The following is a 17,422-nucleotide window of genomic DNA, read 5'->3' on the forward strand; positions in this document are numbered from 1 at the left end:
ATGTTAAAACTTTAAAGTGGGCTATTTAGCCCACTTTTTTATTGGGCAGCTTATTTAAAGTTAGCAATACTTGTTTTTGTAGCAGTAACTGTGCGAATTGCATGCGCTTGGTTTGTAATACCAAATGCAATACCGTTTACGCTCCAGCCAGGGTTAGAGAAGTAATCGTACTGAGTTGCGCTACCGTAAACGTGCGGGTAAGCCATTATACTTGCAAACTCGTTTTGTACGCCATGACCCATGCCATCTACATATACACCGCCAGACGTATCACCTTGTTTGCGTGAATGCGCTAAACCTTGGTTATGACCAAGTTCGTGTACAAATGTAGTTGCACCACAATCAATTGCAGTGATTGAGTACATACGGCTGCTCATTGAGCTGTATAGATTGCCATTAGTGCCTTGGCCAACCCATGCTAAACCACATGAAATAAGCCCATTGCCAGCACTTTGACCAGTACCTAATACGGCAATCATGTCGGCTTTCCAATCGCTGCGTAAACCATCTACGTAGCTGCTATTTGTAACCGAATCTAACCAATCCTCAGACGGCGTTACTGCATAGTCACCTAAGTTTTGTTTGCCAGCTAAGCGTAGTGTTATATCAACGCCATTTTGGCTATATACCTGATTACTAAAAGCAATTAGTTGATTTATTTTAGTGTCAATATTGCTAGTTGCAGCAGCTGATTGGTCGGTATATAAAATACCGATATCGATTGTTTCTGCTTGTGCAACACTTGCTGCACATAATGCCGCAGCCAGTGCGGTTGTTGTGATTACTTTTTTCATTATTGTATTTCCTTACTCTTGTTGTGGTTGGAACTTGTTTTTAACTTGGTTGAGCTCATAAAAAGCAGACACACTAAAGCTGCCTTATAGTGCGGCTTTAGTTGTTTTTTTATATTTTGATTATTGGTTAGCCATCAATTTTTGGTGCAAATATATCGATGCTTTTATCTGATTTGGGTTTTGGTGCGGTTACATCATGCTCTATGTGGCTTTTATATAAATCGCGTTTTGCTGCAATCCATCCGTACTTACCTTTACTTTCGAATACATAATTGCCAGAAGGCGCAGTAAATTGACCATACACGGCATCTTTACCTACCGTTAAAACGGTATTATGCATGCGGCCATCAACACCCACTATTTTGCCAAATATGCTCTTATCGCCATTTTCAGACTCAACCACATTAGTCACTTCTGCGGTGAATGTTTCGGCTGTTTGCGGAATAGCTAAATCAAAATTTTCGCCAGTTTCTAAAGCCTGTAAAGAATTTAAATCAAACTCAATGTAGGCTTCGTTATGTAAGTCGGTAGGTAAAACTTTTGCGTTTATAAGCACTTGCTTTGCTTTGTCGGATAGGCGATTTACGGCATCAAATTCTTCAAACGGTAAGCTGTTGTCAGGGGCAACAATAGGTTTAACGGTAATTGGATCTTTACTCATATCAATAGGTGCAGGGGGATGTGTATTGCGCGTTTTTTGTAAATCAATAGGAACAAAATCAATAGCAACAGGCGCGATAGGTTCGCCCGTTTCATCTGCATTAAAAAATAGCCCATAAACTGCAAATGCCGATAATGGTATAGCAATTAGTAAGACGACAGATCTCTTCATTTGTTTCTCTTTTAGTGTTTTTGGTTAACTGTTTGTTACGTTTTATATTATTAAATGGATTAGATCAAGATAATAAATGTAACCGAAAAGAATTAATTCTAAATTTCATAATTCCTTATAAAATATAAGGATATTTATTTTTGGTATGTTTTTCACTCTTTTTAGTATTGGTTTTTTGTAGGGTTTATGCGGCCTTTGGCGCGTTTGTGGGTACTTGTTTGTTTAGTTAAATACAATGGTTAAAAGTGACTTTTTGACGTTAATTACAATGAAAAATAAAAAGTGAATTTTTTTCACTCTTTGTAAACTAATCGCTAATTGCAATGCATTTATCGGGCACGTATGTTGTGTGCTGCATAAATGGCATTACGAGGGATTTATGAAGGTGTCTGATCAGTTGCTTAACCGAATTACAGCAGGGCTTGTGGCTGTAATTATTGGTTTTTCGAGTTCCATTGCATTGATTTATCAGGTGGTGATAACCCTTGGAGGCACGCCCGATTTAGTAGCTAGTTGGATTTTAATGCTTGGTTTAGTGATGGGCACAACGTCAATAGGTTTGTCGTACTATTACAAAGTGCCTGTTTTAATTGCGTGGTCTACCACGGGGGCTGCATTACTAATTTCAAGTGCACAAGGGTATAACTTAAACGAGGCTATTGGCGCGTTTATGCTCAGTGCATTGCTCGTTTTTTTGTCGGGGGTGACGGGCTGGTTTGAAAAAATAATGAACCGTATTCCAAGTGAGCTTGCGTGCGCCATGTTGGCCGGCGTACTTGTTACCTTTGGTATCGATGTGTTTAATTTTATGAACGACATGCCTTTAGTGATTGGCTTAATGGTTGTTATGTACTTTATTGGTAAACGCTTTTTTGCCCGTTTTGCTATGTTAAGTGTGCTTATTATAGGTGTACTACTCGCTTGGCAAATGGGCCATATTGATACCAGCGCACTGCACTGGAAAATGAGCGAATTTGCTTATATTGAACCCGTTTTTCACTTGCAAGCATGCATTAGCATAGGTTTACCACTTTATATAGTTACCATGACCTCGCAAAATTTACCGGGTATTGCTGTTTTAAAAGCGCATAAATATAAAGCGCCTATATCTGCATCTCTTAATGTGACTGGTTTTGTAAATATGCTTACCGCCCCGTTTGGAGCTTATTCTATTAATTTAGCCGCTATTACTGCTGCTATTTGTATGAGTGATGAAGCGGATGAAAATCATGATAAACGTTATTGGGCGAGTATAGCGGCGGGCGCATTTTATATTTTAATGGCGCTGTGCGCGGCTACATTAGTTGGGTTGGTAGCAAGTTTACCGCAGGCACTTATTTTAGCTTTGGCGGGCATTGCGCTATTTGGCACCATTGCTAATAGTTTGCAGCAAGCCCTTAGTAGTACTAAATATACGGAGGCCGCAATTGTTACTTTTTTAGTAACTGCATCTAACTTAACATTGCTCTCAGTGGGGTCTGCCTTTTGGGGGATTATAGCAGGTGTGCTTACGCTCCTTATCACCCAAAAAGACTAAAAGCTTTATTGTGTACAAAGAGCCGCTGGTGAGTATTTAAAACAAAATTATAGTTTATTTATATCATTAAAATAGCTTAACTAAGCTTATAAAAAAGGCTGCAATTGCAGCCTTTAGTTTTATAAAACAAGATTTACCTAATCAAAAGTATGATGGCGAGTTACACTAAACCGATTAAGTATATGGTGCATAATATACACAACGCACAAACTTAATATTATAGCCACCGATACCGAGCTAAACCGGTACATTGCACTATAAACAAGATCTTGGCCTGGCCCGAGTGAGTTCCCAAATAAAATACCAAACGTAGTCAACACACCAAAACCAATACCAGGTATGCCTCCGCCTAAAATATGAAAACGCGCAAAAAGAAACGAAAGTATCCATAAAATAGCCATCGGAAAAAGTAAAAAATCAGAGTGACTATACAAAAATAGTTGCGATAGTAACGCTGCATTACACCCTATAAGCGTTCCTATTGCTCGCTGCCAACCAGCCATACCTGCGGCTTTCCAGCACAATGAAAACAAAATAAGCACAGAAGCTGCCTGCGCAGATATTGAGTCTTGTAAATCAAGAACCTGAAAAACCACAAAAGAGAGCGTAGCCACGGTTGAGCATAGCAATACCTCATGGCGAATACTTTCTTTTGCTTTAGCAGGCATTACTCGCCCGGGCCTTGCGGTTACATCAGGAAATAGGCCATGCATTAATGCTCCAATAACAACGGTTAAAAATATAGCCAAACCATTAGTTAAAATTAACGGATAAATACTACTTCCTTCATCAACATAGCTCGAAAAATGTAGCTGAATAGAAAGGCTTATCACGCCTAAAGCGCCAAATAAAAAGGCACTACCGCTACTCATTTGGTAAAATAAAAAGCAAAAAACACCAAACACTAATAATGTCATAACGACTGGTAAGTGAGAAAACAATCCCTGCATTATCAGCACTATAAGCGCGCTAAATGCAGCAGATGCTATAAATTGATTTATAAGCCCACGACTTAACGTAGGTACCATGCCCAATATCAACATAGGATAAACGGTAAAAAATATACCATTAGGCCAGTTCATTAATTTACTAATAGTAAAGCCAAGGGTGCATCCACCTGCAATGCGTAGTGCTTGGCGAAGGCCATTAGAGTCTAATTGTGGGCCTTGGCTAACAATTTGAGTCATAAAGTCTCCATTAATAAATGTAGTGTAACCAGCTAATAAACCTAATTTGTGCAGAGCCAAACCATTGCCCAATTGTCGATTCTGGTAATAATTGTACTGTTGCACGTGACCCGCTCGGCATGTTTGCTATTAAGTCTTGATGATTTACGAGCTTTAAATGAATGCGTTGACGCTGTGCATCGCGTACCCAACGATTGCTGGTTTCTGTTGTACTTAGTAAACCATTTGCACTAAGTTGACCGTTGCTAACACCTGCTTCAAATGTTTCTAGTATTGCGTCGTAAACTTCACCTGGGCGGCTATCAAATACGACGCGCGCTAGAGTGCCTTGCTTCATATTTGAGAGTGACTTTTCTCTAAAGTCGGCAACTAAGTCGGCTTTTTTAGCGACAATAGCTAATAATGGGCTACCTGCAACTGCGTATGCGCCGTCTAATAATTGTAAGTTAGCAACTACGCCGTCACTTAGTGCACGTACTTGCGTGTAGGATAAATTTAACTCAGCCTGCGCTAACTGGTTAGCAGCATGACGCATAGCTAAGTTTTTATTACCTGAGTCACCTCTAGCTAAAACTGCTTCAGCTAACTGCGCTTCTAGAGCCGCAACATTTGCTTTACTGGCTTCAAAATTAGCACGAATGCTTTCAAGCTCTTGCTCCGATATAGACTTTTGAGTATAGAGTTTTTCGCCTCTGCTTTTTAATAGCTTTTGCTCATGCTGCTTAGCATTTGCGGCACTAATTTGTGCTTCAAGGGCTTTAACATTGGTATCAAGACGCTTATTTTGTAATTTGGCATCATCAAGCGCGAGTTGAGCTTGCTCTTTGGCTAAATTATATGGGCCTTCATCGATACTAAATAATATATCGCCCGCTTTAACTGATTGGTTATTATTAACTTGCACACTAGTGACTCGGCCACTAATTTGCGGTGATATTTGCACAACAGGGTGGTATACACGTGCCTGTGGTGTCACAGGCAAAACCATATCGGCCACTAAATAGTAAATAAATACTAAGATAAACCCTATGAGAGAAAACCTTACATAGCGTGCAAACTTTTGATCCGGTGTCATTTTTAGCCTTACTTATTAACTTGAATACATTTAAGGGCGTTTTGCTCTATTTTGATCAAACCAAATGCAATGGCATCTAGCTGCTCAACAGATAAACCGCTGTATAACTGATTTTTTATATCGGAAATGGTCTCTTGCAATGAATGTAAAATGGCATCACTTTGCTCAGTAAAATAGAGTCTTTTACTGCGCTTATCATGTTTGTCTACACGGCGAACGATTAACGATTGCTCCTCTAATTGCTTAAGCGTACGAGTCAGTGAAGGCATTTCTATCCCTAAGCTATTAGCAAGTTCAAGTTGTGTTAGTCCCTCACCACGCATATTTATATGCATTAGTGCAGTCCAGCGCGACTGAGTAAGCCCCAAAGGCTCAACAGCAATGGTTACTGCTTCGCGGCATAAGCGATGAACTCGGCCCATATTACCGATAACTGTTAAATCGAGCGTCTCGTGAAAAGGTTTTTGTGTAGGCATAGCCATCCCAACATAGTTAGCAAGCTAACTATTTTATCATTACTTAGCAAGCTAAGTAAATATGTGTAAGTGCGGGAAGTGGTAAAATATTTGCTAAACCTCACCTGTAAAAAAATGGTGAGGTTTAGGGAGTTTTAAAAGTTAAGTAAATTAGCTGGGGAGTATTGATCGGTAAGTACTTTTGTATCTGCAGGCCAATCTTGGCCGTCTTTAGTAAAGTGCATAAGTTGGCTAATCGCTTTTATATCTACACCGTATTTTACTAATTTAGGGGCGAGAGCATTTACACGCGTGTTAATTTGGGCTTCGCTCGGTATTGATTTAAGCCCCGCTAAAATAATACGGTTACTACGATTTTCGCGGCTTACATTTATAAAGTCGCCAAATACAGCGTGGTAAGTTGCCGACTCATGCTCATAAAGTTTACTACTTGAAAACGTATTTGCGGCAATAACGCCACCATCGGCCAATACGCTTTGCACTTCTTCAAAAAACTCTTTAGTGAGCAAATGCTCCGGAATATAGTCACCGTTAAACGCATCCAAAATAATCCAATCGTACTTTTGCTTTTTAATAGCGGCGCGCTTTATAAAAATACGGCCATCTTGCACGCTTGATGTCACTAAGTCGTTTTCTATAAAGTTAAAGTAATCGCGTGCAACTTTAGTTACTGCAGGATCTATTTCAACATTATGAATATTTGCAGTGGGGTATAGCTCATGAATAACGTTAGAAAGCGTACCGCCACCCAATCCTATAATAAGTACACTTTTAGGGTTGTCGGTTACTAAAAGGCTCGCAAACGTCAATTTTGTGTAATTAAAAACAAGTTTGTCGGGATTGCTTTTATACATGCAACTTTGGCTTGTTTGGCTACTTTTAGTATTAAATTTAAGGCAACGTAAGTCGCTCGTTTCTTCAACAATAATATTGCGATAAAGCGAGCGTTCTTCATGAATAACGTTACTAAACGCAGAACCTGACAACACAATTAATGGCAGTAGCAAATATTTAAGCATGAGCAAGCCCCTTATTATTAGCCAAGGTATTAATAGCAATCGCGACTAAACCCAGTGACCCAAGCGTTAAAGCAAAGGCGCTAATAATTGTATTCACGTCAAACGCGAGTACAAAGTAAAAAGAGGTAATTATAGTACCCAGGGCACTGCCAAGCGTACTTACAAAGTATAAACGCCCAGCCACTTGGCCGCTTTTATCGCTATCTGTTACCAGTAAGCGCACAGAGTAGGGCGAGATCATGCCTAAAATAACGGTAGGTATAAAAAATAAAGCAGTTGACGCTAAGAGCGAGCCGTAGCGGCTATCTTCAATATGGGTAAATATAAATTCCATTATAGGCTGCGAAAATAATGTAATAGGCACAACCATAATGCTGGCAATTAAAAATATTAAACCATATTTGGTAAGGGATGCATTTTTAGTGCTGAGTTTACCACCAAGTAAATACCCAAAAGATAAACTAAGCATAAACACAGTAATTATACTGCCCCAAATATGCACGCTACTGCCAAAAAAGGGGGCAAGAATTCTCCCACCTAAAAGCTCAATGCCCATTATGCAAAAGCCGCTGCAAAAAGCTAAAAAGTAAATTAACGCGTTTGTTTTTATGCTCATGTAATTATCGTTATGTAACTTAAGTAGAACACTATACTAACGTGATGCATACAAAGCTGCTAGGGCCTGTTGACCTTTCAGGATTAAAATTTGTTCTATCTAGGGGCGATTTAATCGCGGCGCGAGGTTTGTAACCTAGTGGGCTCGGTAACTGCTCCTGCGTTACCCTACTGGCTTACATCCATGTAAGAATAAGTAAAAACCGAGCAAAGCTTCCGCGTCCTGCTCACGCCCCTTACCTACATCCATGCAGGCAACAAAGAGTTAATCGTCCCTAGAAAGAACCCAGAGGGCATATTTATGCTGCGTTATCGCCCATTAATGGGGAATAACCACACTACATAGGCTCTGCCTTGCCTAAAAACCAAACATGCTGCTGCAAATTTAACCTCGAAAGATAAATAGGCCCTAGGATAATAATTAACCTAAGTTTAATTTAAAAAAGAAGTTTTGTTATAGCAATTTGTTAGTTAGTTGAATTTTGATCTATTTAGCTTGCCTAGGCCCTCGCGATTTAACACTTAAGACGCTTTTTCATTTAAATTAATTTTTTCTTAAGTTTTCTTTAAGTTTCACTCGTTAAGTTTAAACCCTGAAATATAAACAGGTTTAAATGAGCGAGCTTATGCAATTAGCCCACACTTCTACATCATTAGATTTAACACAAAATAACAGTCAGTTTATTAGTGCTCGTATTGATGATGTGCATCGAAAAAATCTCGAAAATACAGTGAAAGAAGGTTTTTTAGTTGCGTATAACGCTAAGCTTACTTCTTTTATGCCACTACTTTGCCAATACGTTACCGAGCAAGGAAAGTGCACGTTAGGGCTAAGGCAAGCAACTTCGCCATTGTTTATTGAGCAATATTTAGCATCACCCGTTGAAGATTTTTTAGATGAGAGCATTTCTCGCAATAAGATTTTTGAACTTGGTAATCTCTGCTCTACAAACCGAAGAGCAACACTTGCACATTTTATTATTGTTAACGAAGCTCTGCAAAGTGTGGGGGCAAAACATTTAGTGTTTTGTGCAACCAACAAAGTGCGTGCTTTATTGCGCTTACTTGGTGTTACGTGTACCGAAATTGCACTTGCGAGCAGTTTTGTAGTTGAGAACCCATTAAAGTGGGGCAGCTATTACGCCAACCAACCAACAGTATGCATTGTGAGCCTAGAGCAAGCTCACCAACAAGTATTAAATACCCCAATGCTTTATAGTTTGATGCAGCAAAACCACTCAAGTATTAATTCTTTGGTAAATGCATTGGTGAATGTATGAATTACTATAATACACATTCAATATCGCCATTAATTATTGCCCATAATAAAGAGCAAACACTTGAAATTAACGGTGGTGAGTTTAACCAGCAAATACAAAAAGTAGTAAAAATACTACAAAGCTTTAACGGCAAATGTGTCGCTTATAAGCTCGATAATACGCCAGCTTGGCTTGTTATTGATGCCGTTACTGCAGTTTCTAACAAAGTGGCTGTGCCAATTGCTCACTTTTTTAGTGAACAACAAACTCAATATGTACTAGCTCAATGCGGCGCTAATTTACTTATTTGCGACACGGCAAACCCTTTACTTGGGGAGCCGACTGCATCGATTACTATGTTTGAGTTTTACACGTTATATATTTACGAAATTGTTGTAGTTAAACCCGTCAGTTATTTTCCAGAAACTCAAAAAGTAACGTTTACATCAGGATCGACTGGGCAACCAAAAGGCGTGTGTTTATCTGCAAAGAGCCAAATGCAGGTAGCTCAATCTCTGTGCGATAAAATTAATATTAAAAAGCCTGTTCATTTATGTTTATTGCCGCTTGCTGTATTGCTTGAAAATATAGCCGGTGTGTATGCCCCCTTAAAAAGTGGCGGTACAGTGCATTTAATGCCGTTAAATGAATTAGGCTTTGTTGGAACTGTATTAAAACAACCCGCACAGCTTATAGCTGCTATTGATAAAGTTAAGCCAAATACGCTTATTTTAGTGCCTGAACTATTAGCATGCTTAGTTGCTTTTGCAGAAGATGGGTGGCAACCGCCTAGTTCGTTACAGTTTATTGCAGTAGGTGGTGCGCTTGTCAGCGAAATGCTATTAACCAAAGCGCGTAGCTTAAATTTACCGGTATACCAAGGTTATGGGCTTTCTGAGGCGGCATCTGTAGTTAGTTTAAATACGCCCATAAACGATAACCTTCACAGTGCAGGCTCTGTGTTATCTCATATTCAAACCAAAATTGAAAATGGCCAGCTTTTTATAAAAGGCGATTTGTTTTTAGGTTACTTAAATCATCAACCTCACGACAAAAACCAGTGGTATGCAACCGGTGATCTGGTCGATCAGCATCAAAATACCTTATTTATTAAAGGCCGCCTAAAAAACCTAATTATTACCAGCATGGGTCGCAACATCAGTGCCGAGTGGCCTGAATCACTATTACTAAGTCAAAGCGGTATTTTACAAGCGGTTGTGTTTGGTGAAGGTCGACCTTTTTTAACCGCCATTATTTATGCCGATTCAAAGCTATGTAACCCCGTGTTAGCTCAATACATTAACGCAATTAATAAACAACTACCCGACTATGCACGAATTCAAAAATGGCATCGTTTAACTGCCCCATTAAGTGTGCAACAAGGATTATTAACCACAAATAATCGCCCAAAACGAGATGCCATAAGTAAGCAGTACCATGCTGTGTTTGAGCAATTTTACCGACTTGGAGAAGTAATTAATGAGTGATTTTTTTAACACCCTTAAAGAGCAAACTAAACAAGAGCAAAACTACCTGCTTGCAGCGCCGATTATCCAGCGTGTTTTTAAAGGCGAAGCATCACTTGAAGAATACGCCTCGTTTTTAGCGCAAGCGTATCACCATGTTAAGCACACTGTGCCATTAATGATGTCGGTTGGTGCACGATTAACCGACGATCAAGAATGGCTGCGCGAAGCCGTCGCAGAATATATTGAAGAAGAGATTGGTCATCAAGAGTGGGTACTTAATGACATTGCAGCCTGTGGTTTTGACAAAGAAACAGTACGTCGTAGTCAGCCGCAATTTGCAACCGAAATAATGGTTTCGTATGCGTACGACTCCATTGCACGTAAAAATCCGTTGAGCTTTTTTGGCATGGTGCATGTGCTTGAGGGCACTTCTATAGCGCTTGCTGATGGCGCGGCTTCAAACATTGCAAATGCTGTGGGCTTACCTAAAAAAGCATTTAGTTATTTAACCTCTCACGGCGCACTTGATATAGAGCATGTAAAGTTTTTTGAAAACCTAATGAACCAAATAACAGATGAGGCGGATCAGCAAGCCATACTCCATGGTGCAAAGCGCTTTTATCGTTTATACGGCGATATATTTCGTGGGCTCGATGACGAACCGTTTTTTAAAGCACGTGCACAAGGCAAATTGGCATGAGTAGCACTTTATGTGTGCTCACTGGCGCAACAGGCGGAATAGGGCAAGCTATTGCTAAAGCTCTACATGCAAAAGGGTGGAAGTTACTACTTGTAGGGCGAAATACCCAAGCCCTTGAAGAGCTCAGTAGTGCATGCCCAGACAGTGAAATATTTGCTGGCGACTTAACCGACGATACAACACGCATTAACTTAGCAATAAAAGCCAAGCAACTCGGTGGCGTTAAGTTACTTATTAACAATGCCGGTATAAATACAATGCAAAGCTTAGAGCACACAAGTAATGAGCAAATAGACAATATGCTCGTTACTAATTTGTCGGTGCCTATTAAATTATGCCAGCTATTTTTAGGGCAGTTAGCGTATACCAAAGGCACCATTGTTAACGTGGGCTCATCGTTTGGCAGTATTGGCTACCCGTTTCAAACACTTTATTGCGCCAGTAAATTTGGTTTACGTGGTTTTACAGAAGCGTTATCACGTGAGTTGAATGGTTCAGGCGTTAAAGTGACCTATTTAGCGCCTAGAGCAACAGATACATCTATTAATAGCAGTAAAGCGCGGGCAATGAATAAAGAGCTCGGTAATAAAATGGACTCGCCAGAATTAGTTGCTCAAGAGTTATTAGCACTTATAAATTCGAATCAAACAAGGCATTTTATTGGTTTTCCTGAAAAATTATTTGCACGCATAAATGGCGCATTCCCAAGCGTTGTTGATAACGCTATTGCAAAACAACTTCCTAAAATTAAACGTTTTTTAAGTTAACAAACACACAAGGGCAAAATTATGTATAAATTTATACTCGCATTTTATTTAGTACTAACAACTGTATTTGCAACCGCAGTACATGCAGATGAAACACAAGACTTAACCTCTATTCAACAAAAGTGGGCAACTGCTAATTACGAACTTGAAGACGATGCGCAAATAGACGCGTTTACGCAACTGAGTGAGCAAAGCGCGTTGTTTGTTAAAAACTACCCAAACTCGGCGCAAACACATATTTGGAATGGGATTGTCTTAGCCAGCTTTGCAGGTGCAAAAGGGGGCTTGGGTGCACTTGGTTTAGCAAAAGAGGCAAAAACGTCACTCGAAAATGCACTCTCAATTGATGGCACTGCACTAAATGGCTCAGCTTACGCAAGCCTTGCAACGCTTTACAGTAAAGTACCTGGTTGGCCAATTGGATTTGGTGATGACAACAAAGCTGAAAAATTATTTAAACAAGCGCTCGCTTTTAATCTCGAAGGCATTGATACTAATTACTTATACGGTGAATACTTGTATGACGAAGGCGATTATAAACAAGCTAAAGCACGACTACTTGTAGCACAAGCCGCGGGCATTCGTGATACTCGTGCAAAAGCAGATAAATATCGCCAACAAGCAATAAGCCAGCTATTGGTAAAAGTAGATAAAAAACTAAAAAGATAAACACATAATGCATTTATTACTCGTTGAGGACGATCATTTAGTGGCGCAAGGACTTATTCGCTCTTTGCGTCAAGAGGGCTACAGCGTAGAGCATAGTGGCACAGTAAAACACGCCTTAGAGTGCCTTTCTAGTGGTGAAATTGAGCTTGTTATTCTCGATTTAGGATTACCTGACGGCGATGGCTCGCAAGTTTTAAAGCATATTAAAGCACAAAAAAAAGTTATTCCGGTGGTTATTTTAACTGCTCGCGGCAGTATTGACGACAAAGTCCAAGGGCTTGATATGGGCGCTGACGATTACCTTGCAAAGCCGTTTGACCCCGCTGAGCTATTTGCCCGTTTACGTGTAGCAAGCCGGCGCATTAACCAAACACAATCAAGCTTATTGCGCTGTGGTGATGTAGTAATAGATACATCTGCTCATACAGTTACACTAAGTGGGCAGTCACTTACACTACCGCGCAAAGAATACATGCTTTTAAAAGCGCTGATGGAAAATCAGGGAAGGGTGCAATCAAAACAACAACTCGAAAATAAACTTTACCAATGGGGTGAAGAAGTTGGCTCTAATGCCATAGAGGTCCATATTCATCATCTTCGTAAAAAATTCCCTAGCGATTTTATTAAAACCTTACGTGGCATTGGCTACGTGGTTGGTAAGCGTTAGGGTGTGTTTATCTTTCGAGGTTGAAAATGTCTATTCGTAAACGTCTGACCTTAATTTTACTTTCAATGATGGTGCTTACTTGCTTTTTAGCATTAGTAAAAGGCTATCAAAAAAGCATGCGCCACGGCGAAAACTTGCTTGATAATGAACTTAAAATAGTGGCTGGCGTTTTAATTGAGCAACCATTAGCACTAAGCACAAATGCAGTACAAGTAAGCAATAATAGTGCTCAGTTGTTGTATCAAATCTGGCAAAACAATAGTTTACTTAGCGGCTCATCGAGTTTAACGAATAACCAAATTAGTTTTAGCGAGGGCTTTCAAACTGCCAATGTAGCAGGGCAGCGTATGCGAGTGTTTGTGATGAGTAAAAACACCCGTAAAGTCATTGTTGCTGAACCTATGGCAAAGCGGTTTGAATTAGCTGAAGCAGTTATTTTATCTGCAATGTTACCTATGCTATGGGCAGTCCCTCTGCTTGCTATTTTTATTAGCTTTTTTGTTAAATACGCATTAGCCCCTCTTACTCGATTATCTAAGCAGCTGGCTACTCGCCAAGCAAACGACTTTACGCCAATTAACTGGCAGGTAACCGACGAAGAAATTAAACCGGTTATTAATCGTTTAAACGACTTATTTAAACGAGTAGAAACCGCTTACTTACGAGAGCGCTTTTTTGCCTCAGATGCAGCTCACGAATTACGTACCCCGCTTAGTAGTTTAAAAATTAATGTACATAATTTGGCTAATAAACAAAGCAACTCGCAAAACCATCAAGAGCTCCAAGCTATGTCGCAGGGCATTAATCGCTTAAGTAATATTGTTGAACAAATGCTAATTTTAGGGCGCACTCAGCCTGAACAATGGCAGAGGCAGTTTAGCGAACAATCATTGCTAACGATTACTCAACAAGTCGTATCGGAGCAATACGACAAAATAGACGAAAAAAACCAAACTATTAGTCTTGAAGGTGATGATTTTGTAATTAATGGTGATGAGTTTACATTAACCACACTCATCACTAATTTACTTAGCAATGCCATAAAATACACCCCCAATAATGGTCAAATAATAATTAAATTAGCATCAAGTAATAACAGCTATAGTTGGCAAATTGATGATTCTGGTGCGGGCATGACTGAAGATCAAAAAGAGCGAATATTTAATCGCTTTTATCGCGTAGGTGGCGATCAACATCCATCAGGCGAGCAAGGTGCGGGTTTAGGTATGGCGATTGTTCAACACATAATTGCTATTTATGGCGCAAGTATTTATTTAGCGAATAGCTCTTTAGGCGGACTAACCGTTAAGGTTACTTTTACAGGAGTAAAAAGTGACTAAACGTTTATTCAATCAATGTCTTTGTTGTTTGTTATTTTTGTCGTTTAACGCGGTGAGTAAAGAGTACCTTATTATTTTAAAAGATCATTTGTTTTATCCCTCGCAAATAATTATTCCCGCAAATAAAAAAGTAAAACTATTGATAGAAAACCAAGACAGCACACCAGAAGAGTTTGATAGCTTTGATCTAAACAGAGAAAAAGTACTCTACCCAAATCGTAAAAGTATTATTTATATAGGACCGCTAAGTAAAGGGCATTACGAGTTTTTTGGTGAGTTTTCGCCAAATACAGCAAGGGGCGTTGTTATAGTTAGCGATGAAGGGGCGCAGCATGCTAATAACTAGTTTAGTCATGAGCCTTAATCAATTACTACCAGTGGCTATTTTATTAGTGCTACTACAAGTAGTTAAAAAACAAAGCTCTTTAAAAATAGGCTCTGCTTTAGTAATAGGCGCGGTAATGTCGTTTTTGTACATGCAAAGTGCGTCGTGGGTGAGCCAGTGGTTTGAACATCAAGGGTTAGAGTACTCACAAATAGGGCTATGTATCACTATATTTATTGCTGTATTGGTTTTTGCACTAAAGCAAAAGTCAGCGGCATTTTATATCGCAGTTATGAGCACAATAACGCTGTATTTAAGCCATTATATTATTTACCTCACCAGTTTTTGGCAAAATAATGATGCAGGGCAAAGCTTATTTATTGGCACTTTATTAGGTGTGGGAATTTGTTTAAGTTTTAGCGTATTGCTGTACTTTTTAATGAATGCAATTAAGCACCGTTTTGGTATGTATCCGCTTTTTACTTTGCTTGCTTTTAACAGCGCGGCTAAGTTACTAGTTGCACTGGATTTGGCAAGCCAAATAGATTTAATTACAAACACCTCAACAGTGTGGGATTTACGTAATTTGTTAAGCGAAAACTCTGAGCTAGGCCGCGTATTGCGTGCTCTTGTTGGTTACGAGGCCACTCCCGATTTAATGAGTGTACTTATATATAGTACAAGCAGCGTGTTATTTTTATTACTTTGTTATGTTATTTCGGCTTCAATAACTAAGGAACGTGTATGAAAGCACTCAACCTATATTCAGCGCTTAGTTTTACCGCTCTTTGTTTGTTGGTATTCTCAATCCAAGCAAAGGCCGATGGTATTGTTGTTGATAAGGTATATCACCCCTATGTTTTGCCTTTTGAGCGTGAGTTTGAGTGGCGATTAGTGTCGCACCAAACAGATAGTGGCAACATACTAGCGCAGCGTTTGGGTGGCGGTGGTGCTATTAACGATACAATGGCACTGGAAGGCTATTTAGTTGGTGAGCGCGATGATAACGGCGATTTTGGTTTAGAAGCTTATGAGCTTGAGCTACGTTGGCAATTAATTGAGCAAGGTAAATTATGGGCTGATTGGGGCGCGTTATTTGAGCTTGAAAAAAAACATAACGAAGATGTGTATGAGGCAACTTCGGGTTTTGTGATTGAAAAAGAATTTGGAAAAACAAGCCTTACGCTAAACGCTTTTTTGGTTTATGAGTGGGGGCAAGACATTAAAAATGAATGGGAAAGTGAGTTTAGAGCACAATATCGCTATCGATATCGCTCTGCTTTCCAGCCTTCTATAGAGGTTTACGTAGGAGAAGACTTTATTGGTATAGGGCCTGGCTTTATAGGTTTACAGCGCTTTGATGGGCAAAAGCAATTAAAATGGGAAGCGGGTTTCATCACTGAGATAAGCCAATCAGAAAAAAACCATAGTTTTAGGCTCGCATTAGAATTTGAATTTTAATAACAACTAAAAGTAGTTTTGGTTGTTTATTATTCTGATTATAGATAGGTACTTGACATATTATTTAAACTCTATATAGTGGGCCGCAGCTAGAAAGAAAGCATGTAAGCTATAAATCTCCATTTCGATATAAGTAATACTTGTAGTACCGTCCTGAAGTTTTTAAAGTACCATCTCATTTTTTGCTACACCCGCTCTTATGAGCATATTTTTATTTTTATTTCAGGATATTACAATGTCTAACATCGTATCAGGTACAGTTAAGTGGTTTAACGAGTCTAAAGGTTTTGGTTTCATCGAGCAAGAAAATGGCCCAGACGTTTTCGCACATTTCTCAGCAATCAAAAGCGAAGGTTTCAAAACTTTAGCTGAAGGCCAACGTGTAGAGTTTACTCTTTCACAAGGTCAAAAAGGTCCACAAGCTGATAACATCACAGCTGTATAATTTTACTTTTTAAGTAAAATGAAAAAAAGCGCTTAAGGCGCTTTTTTTGTGTCTGAAATTTGACTCAAACCAAGCAACGCCCATTATCACTGTAAATTAACTAAATGATATTGCTATTATTAAGCCCCTCCTAATATTTGTTTTTCTATTCTTCTAAGTCATTGCGCTAATGCAAGTGAGTTTAAGCTTGTAATTTATACCGAACATTTCTCCCTTATAATTTCAAAACAACAAATTCAAAGCGACAAAGACCAACTTGTTAGTAGTACTTTCGATATTGTAAAAGATATTTGCACAGCTATTGATATAACCTGCGAGTTTAAATTGCTTCCTTGGAAGCGTGCTTATAACTTAGTTTAAAAGCCCCTTACTTTGGCATTGTTTCAATAATTAAAAACATCGAACGTGACCCACCATTTTATTAGGCTGGGCCGCTGGCGCGAGTCAAACTTTCTTTTATAAGCTCAAAGCTGATAAGTAAGTTATACCAATTCCATTAAGTATGCGGTCTAAATTTTACGCCGAAAAAACAATTCAGCTCTAGGCGTATATAAAATTGGTTTTAAAGCGGGCGAAAACTTACTAATGTTTGGAGGCAAAAACAATATATGGATTTGTTTTTAAAAAGAAAATAGATCTAATTTTGGGCTCATAATGACAATAATGCATCAGTTTGAACCTTTGACTATAAAGTGGGGAAGATGCTGAAAGGCTGTAAAAATTATATCTTAGTGCGCTTGCTAGCAATTGCATCGCATTTAATAAGTAAGTAGTTGTGCGTGTCA

Annotated in this window: 19 protein-coding genes; 12 read left to right on the forward strand and 7 right to left on the reverse strand. The window is 39.2% G+C overall.

The features are described from left to right. Window positions 1-50: 50 nt before the first annotated feature. Window positions 51-794, reverse strand: a complete 744-nt coding sequence (locus tag PARC_RS17785; protein ID WP_007583576.1) for a zinc-dependent metalloprotease family protein — start codon at window positions 792-794, stop codon at window positions 51-53. A gap of 127 nt (window positions 795-921) precedes the next feature. Beyond that, window positions 922-1,626: a protease inhibitor BamI-like protein gene (locus PARC_RS17790; protein ID WP_010555212.1), complete on the reverse strand. Its 705-nt coding sequence runs from the start codon at window positions 1,624-1,626 to the stop codon at window positions 922-924. Window positions 1,627-2,005: 379 nt separating this feature from the next. Here PARC_RS17790 and PARC_RS17795 point away from each other — a divergent pair, with 379 nt between their 5' ends. After that, window positions 2,006-3,163: a benzoate/H(+) symporter BenE family transporter gene (locus PARC_RS17795; protein WP_024591511.1), complete on the forward strand. Its 1,158-nt coding sequence runs from the start codon at window positions 2,006-2,008 to the stop codon at window positions 3,161-3,163. A gap of 137 nt (window positions 3,164-3,300) precedes the next feature. Here the strand turns inward: PARC_RS17795 and PARC_RS17800 are convergent, their stop codons facing one another. From PARC_RS17800 to PARC_RS17820, 5 genes are all read right to left on the reverse strand, one after another. Further along, complete coding sequence (locus PARC_RS17800; protein ID WP_007583570.1) at window positions 3,301-4,350, reverse strand: DUF2955 domain-containing protein; 1,050 nt, start codon at window positions 4,348-4,350, stop codon at window positions 3,301-3,303. 10 nt (window positions 4,351-4,360) lie between these two features. Beyond that, a complete protein-coding gene (locus PARC_RS17805) occupies window positions 4,361-5,425 on the reverse strand; it encodes an HlyD family secretion protein (RefSeq protein ID WP_010555214.1) in 1,065 nt (354 codons plus the stop codon). Window positions 5,426-5,433: 8 nt separating this feature from the next. Next, complete coding sequence (locus tag PARC_RS17810; protein WP_007583567.1) at window positions 5,434-5,901, reverse strand: MarR family transcriptional regulator; 468 nt, start codon at window positions 5,899-5,901, stop codon at window positions 5,434-5,436. Window positions 5,902-6,035: 134 nt separating this feature from the next. Further along, window positions 6,036-6,920, reverse strand: a complete 885-nt coding sequence (locus PARC_RS17815) for a spermidine synthase (protein ID WP_010555215.1) — start codon at window positions 6,918-6,920, stop codon at window positions 6,036-6,038. Next, on the reverse strand, window positions 6,913-7,536 hold the full coding sequence (locus PARC_RS17820) for a fused MFS/spermidine synthase (RefSeq protein WP_010555216.1): 624 nt from the start codon (window positions 7,534-7,536) through the stop codon (window positions 6,913-6,915). Before PARC_RS17820 ends, PARC_RS17815 begins: the two co-directional genes overlap by 8 nt. Before the next feature lie 625 nt (window positions 7,537-8,161). Here PARC_RS17820 and PARC_RS17825 point away from each other — a divergent pair. The 11 genes from PARC_RS17825 to PARC_RS17875 all read left to right on the forward strand — a co-directional run bounded on the left by PARC_RS17825 (window position 8,162) and on the right by PARC_RS17875 (window position 16,637). Further along, entirely contained in the window at window positions 8,162-8,815 is a 654-nt protein-coding gene (locus PARC_RS17825) for a thermostable hemolysin (protein WP_024592423.1), read from the forward strand. Continuing rightward, window positions 8,812-10,281 (forward strand): AMP-binding protein, encoded by a 1,470-nt coding sequence (locus tag PARC_RS17830; protein ID WP_010555218.1) that lies wholly within the window; start codon window positions 8,812-8,814, stop codon window positions 10,279-10,281. The genes PARC_RS17825 and PARC_RS17830 overlap by 4 nt, the downstream gene beginning before the upstream one ends. Beyond that, the gene (locus PARC_RS17835; protein ID WP_010555219.1) at window positions 10,274-10,963 is read left to right on the forward strand and encodes an iron-containing redox enzyme family protein; all 690 of its coding nucleotides are present in this window, start codon (window positions 10,274-10,276) and stop codon (window positions 10,961-10,963) included. Before PARC_RS17830 ends, PARC_RS17835 begins: the two co-directional genes overlap by 8 nt. Continuing rightward, window positions 10,960-11,730 carry an SDR family oxidoreductase gene (locus tag PARC_RS17840; RefSeq protein ID WP_010555220.1) on the forward strand — a complete coding sequence of 257 codons (771 nt, stop codon included), beginning with the start codon at window positions 10,960-10,962 and terminating at the stop codon, window positions 11,728-11,730. Before PARC_RS17835 ends, PARC_RS17840 begins: the two co-directional genes overlap by 4 nt. A gap of 21 nt (window positions 11,731-11,751) precedes the next feature. Beyond that, window positions 11,752-12,399, forward strand: coding sequence for a tetratricopeptide repeat protein (locus tag PARC_RS17845; RefSeq protein ID WP_010555221.1), 648 nt, complete (start codon window positions 11,752-11,754; stop codon window positions 12,397-12,399). 7 nt (window positions 12,400-12,406) lie between these two features. Next, on the forward strand, window positions 12,407-13,066 hold the full coding sequence (locus tag PARC_RS17850) for a response regulator (protein WP_010555222.1): 660 nt from the start codon (window positions 12,407-12,409) through the stop codon (window positions 13,064-13,066). A gap of 26 nt (window positions 13,067-13,092) precedes the next feature. Continuing rightward, window positions 13,093-14,406, forward strand: a complete 1,314-nt coding sequence (locus PARC_RS17855) for an ATP-binding protein (protein ID WP_010555223.1) — start codon at window positions 13,093-13,095, stop codon at window positions 14,404-14,406. Next, window positions 14,399-14,752 (forward strand): cupredoxin domain-containing protein, encoded by a 354-nt coding sequence (locus PARC_RS17860; protein WP_010555224.1) that lies wholly within the window; start codon window positions 14,399-14,401, stop codon window positions 14,750-14,752. The genes PARC_RS17855 and PARC_RS17860 overlap by 8 nt, the downstream gene beginning before the upstream one ends. Then, window positions 14,739-15,479 (forward strand): hypothetical protein, encoded by a 741-nt coding sequence (locus PARC_RS17865; RefSeq protein WP_010555225.1) that lies wholly within the window; start codon window positions 14,739-14,741, stop codon window positions 15,477-15,479. The genes PARC_RS17860 and PARC_RS17865 overlap by 14 nt, the downstream gene beginning before the upstream one ends. Continuing rightward, on the forward strand, window positions 15,476-16,192 hold the full coding sequence (locus tag PARC_RS17870) for a hypothetical protein (protein WP_010555226.1): 717 nt from the start codon (window positions 15,476-15,478) through the stop codon (window positions 16,190-16,192). The genes PARC_RS17865 and PARC_RS17870 overlap by 4 nt, the downstream gene beginning before the upstream one ends. Before the next feature lie 235 nt (window positions 16,193-16,427). Beyond that, on the forward strand, window positions 16,428-16,637 hold the full coding sequence (locus PARC_RS17875) for a cold-shock protein (RefSeq protein WP_002959120.1): 210 nt from the start codon (window positions 16,428-16,430) through the stop codon (window positions 16,635-16,637). The last annotated feature ends 785 nt before the right edge of the window (window positions 16,638-17,422 follow it).

Origin of the sequence: Pseudoalteromonas arctica A 37-1-2, assembly GCF_000238395.3 — a bacterium.
Taxonomy (GTDB): Bacteria; Pseudomonadota; Gammaproteobacteria; order Enterobacterales; family Alteromonadaceae; genus Pseudoalteromonas; species Pseudoalteromonas arctica.

Coding starts and splice junctions, on each gene's coding strand:
- PARC_RS17830 (WP_010555218.1), top strand. CDS start 8,812: ATGAATTACTATAATACACATTCAATATCGCCATTAATTATTGCCCAT.
- PARC_RS17795 (WP_024591511.1), top strand. CDS start 2,006: ATGAAGGTGTCTGATCAGTTGCTTAACCGAATTACAGCAGGGCTTGTG.
- PARC_RS17810 (WP_007583567.1), bottom strand. CDS start 5,901: ATGCCTACACAAAAACCTTTTCACGAGACGCTCGATTTAACAGTTATC.
- PARC_RS17805 (WP_010555214.1), bottom strand. CDS start 5,425: ATGACACCGGATCAAAAGTTTGCACGCTATGTAAGGTTTTCTCTCATA.
- PARC_RS17855 (WP_010555223.1), top strand. CDS start 13,093: ATGTCTATTCGTAAACGTCTGACCTTAATTTTACTTTCAATGATGGTG.
- PARC_RS17820 (WP_010555216.1), bottom strand. CDS start 7,536: ATGAGCATAAAAACAAACGCGTTAATTTACTTTTTAGCTTTTTGCAGC.
- PARC_RS17870 (WP_010555226.1), top strand. CDS start 15,476: ATGAAAGCACTCAACCTATATTCAGCGCTTAGTTTTACCGCTCTTTGT.
- PARC_RS17840 (WP_010555220.1), top strand. CDS start 10,960: ATGAGTAGCACTTTATGTGTGCTCACTGGCGCAACAGGCGGAATAGGG.
- PARC_RS17790 (WP_010555212.1), bottom strand. CDS start 1,626: ATGAAGAGATCTGTCGTCTTACTAATTGCTATACCATTATCGGCATTT.
- PARC_RS17850 (WP_010555222.1), top strand. CDS start 12,407: ATGCATTTATTACTCGTTGAGGACGATCATTTAGTGGCGCAAGGACTT.
- PARC_RS17875 (WP_002959120.1), top strand. CDS start 16,428: ATGTCTAACATCGTATCAGGTACAGTTAAGTGGTTTAACGAGTCTAAA.
- PARC_RS17845 (WP_010555221.1), top strand. CDS start 11,752: ATGTATAAATTTATACTCGCATTTTATTTAGTACTAACAACTGTATTT.
- PARC_RS17835 (WP_010555219.1), top strand. CDS start 10,274: ATGAGTGATTTTTTTAACACCCTTAAAGAGCAAACTAAACAAGAGCAA.
- PARC_RS17815 (WP_010555215.1), bottom strand. CDS start 6,920: ATGCTTAAATATTTGCTACTGCCATTAATTGTGTTGTCAGGTTCTGCG.
- PARC_RS17785 (WP_007583576.1), bottom strand. CDS start 794: ATGAAAAAAGTAATCACAACAACCGCACTGGCTGCGGCATTATGTGCA.
- PARC_RS17800 (WP_007583570.1), bottom strand. CDS start 4,350: ATGACTCAAATTGTTAGCCAAGGCCCACAATTAGACTCTAATGGCCTT.
- PARC_RS17825 (WP_024592423.1), top strand. CDS start 8,162: ATGCAATTAGCCCACACTTCTACATCATTAGATTTAACACAAAATAAC.
- PARC_RS17865 (WP_010555225.1), top strand. CDS start 14,739: ATGCTAATAACTAGTTTAGTCATGAGCCTTAATCAATTACTACCAGTG.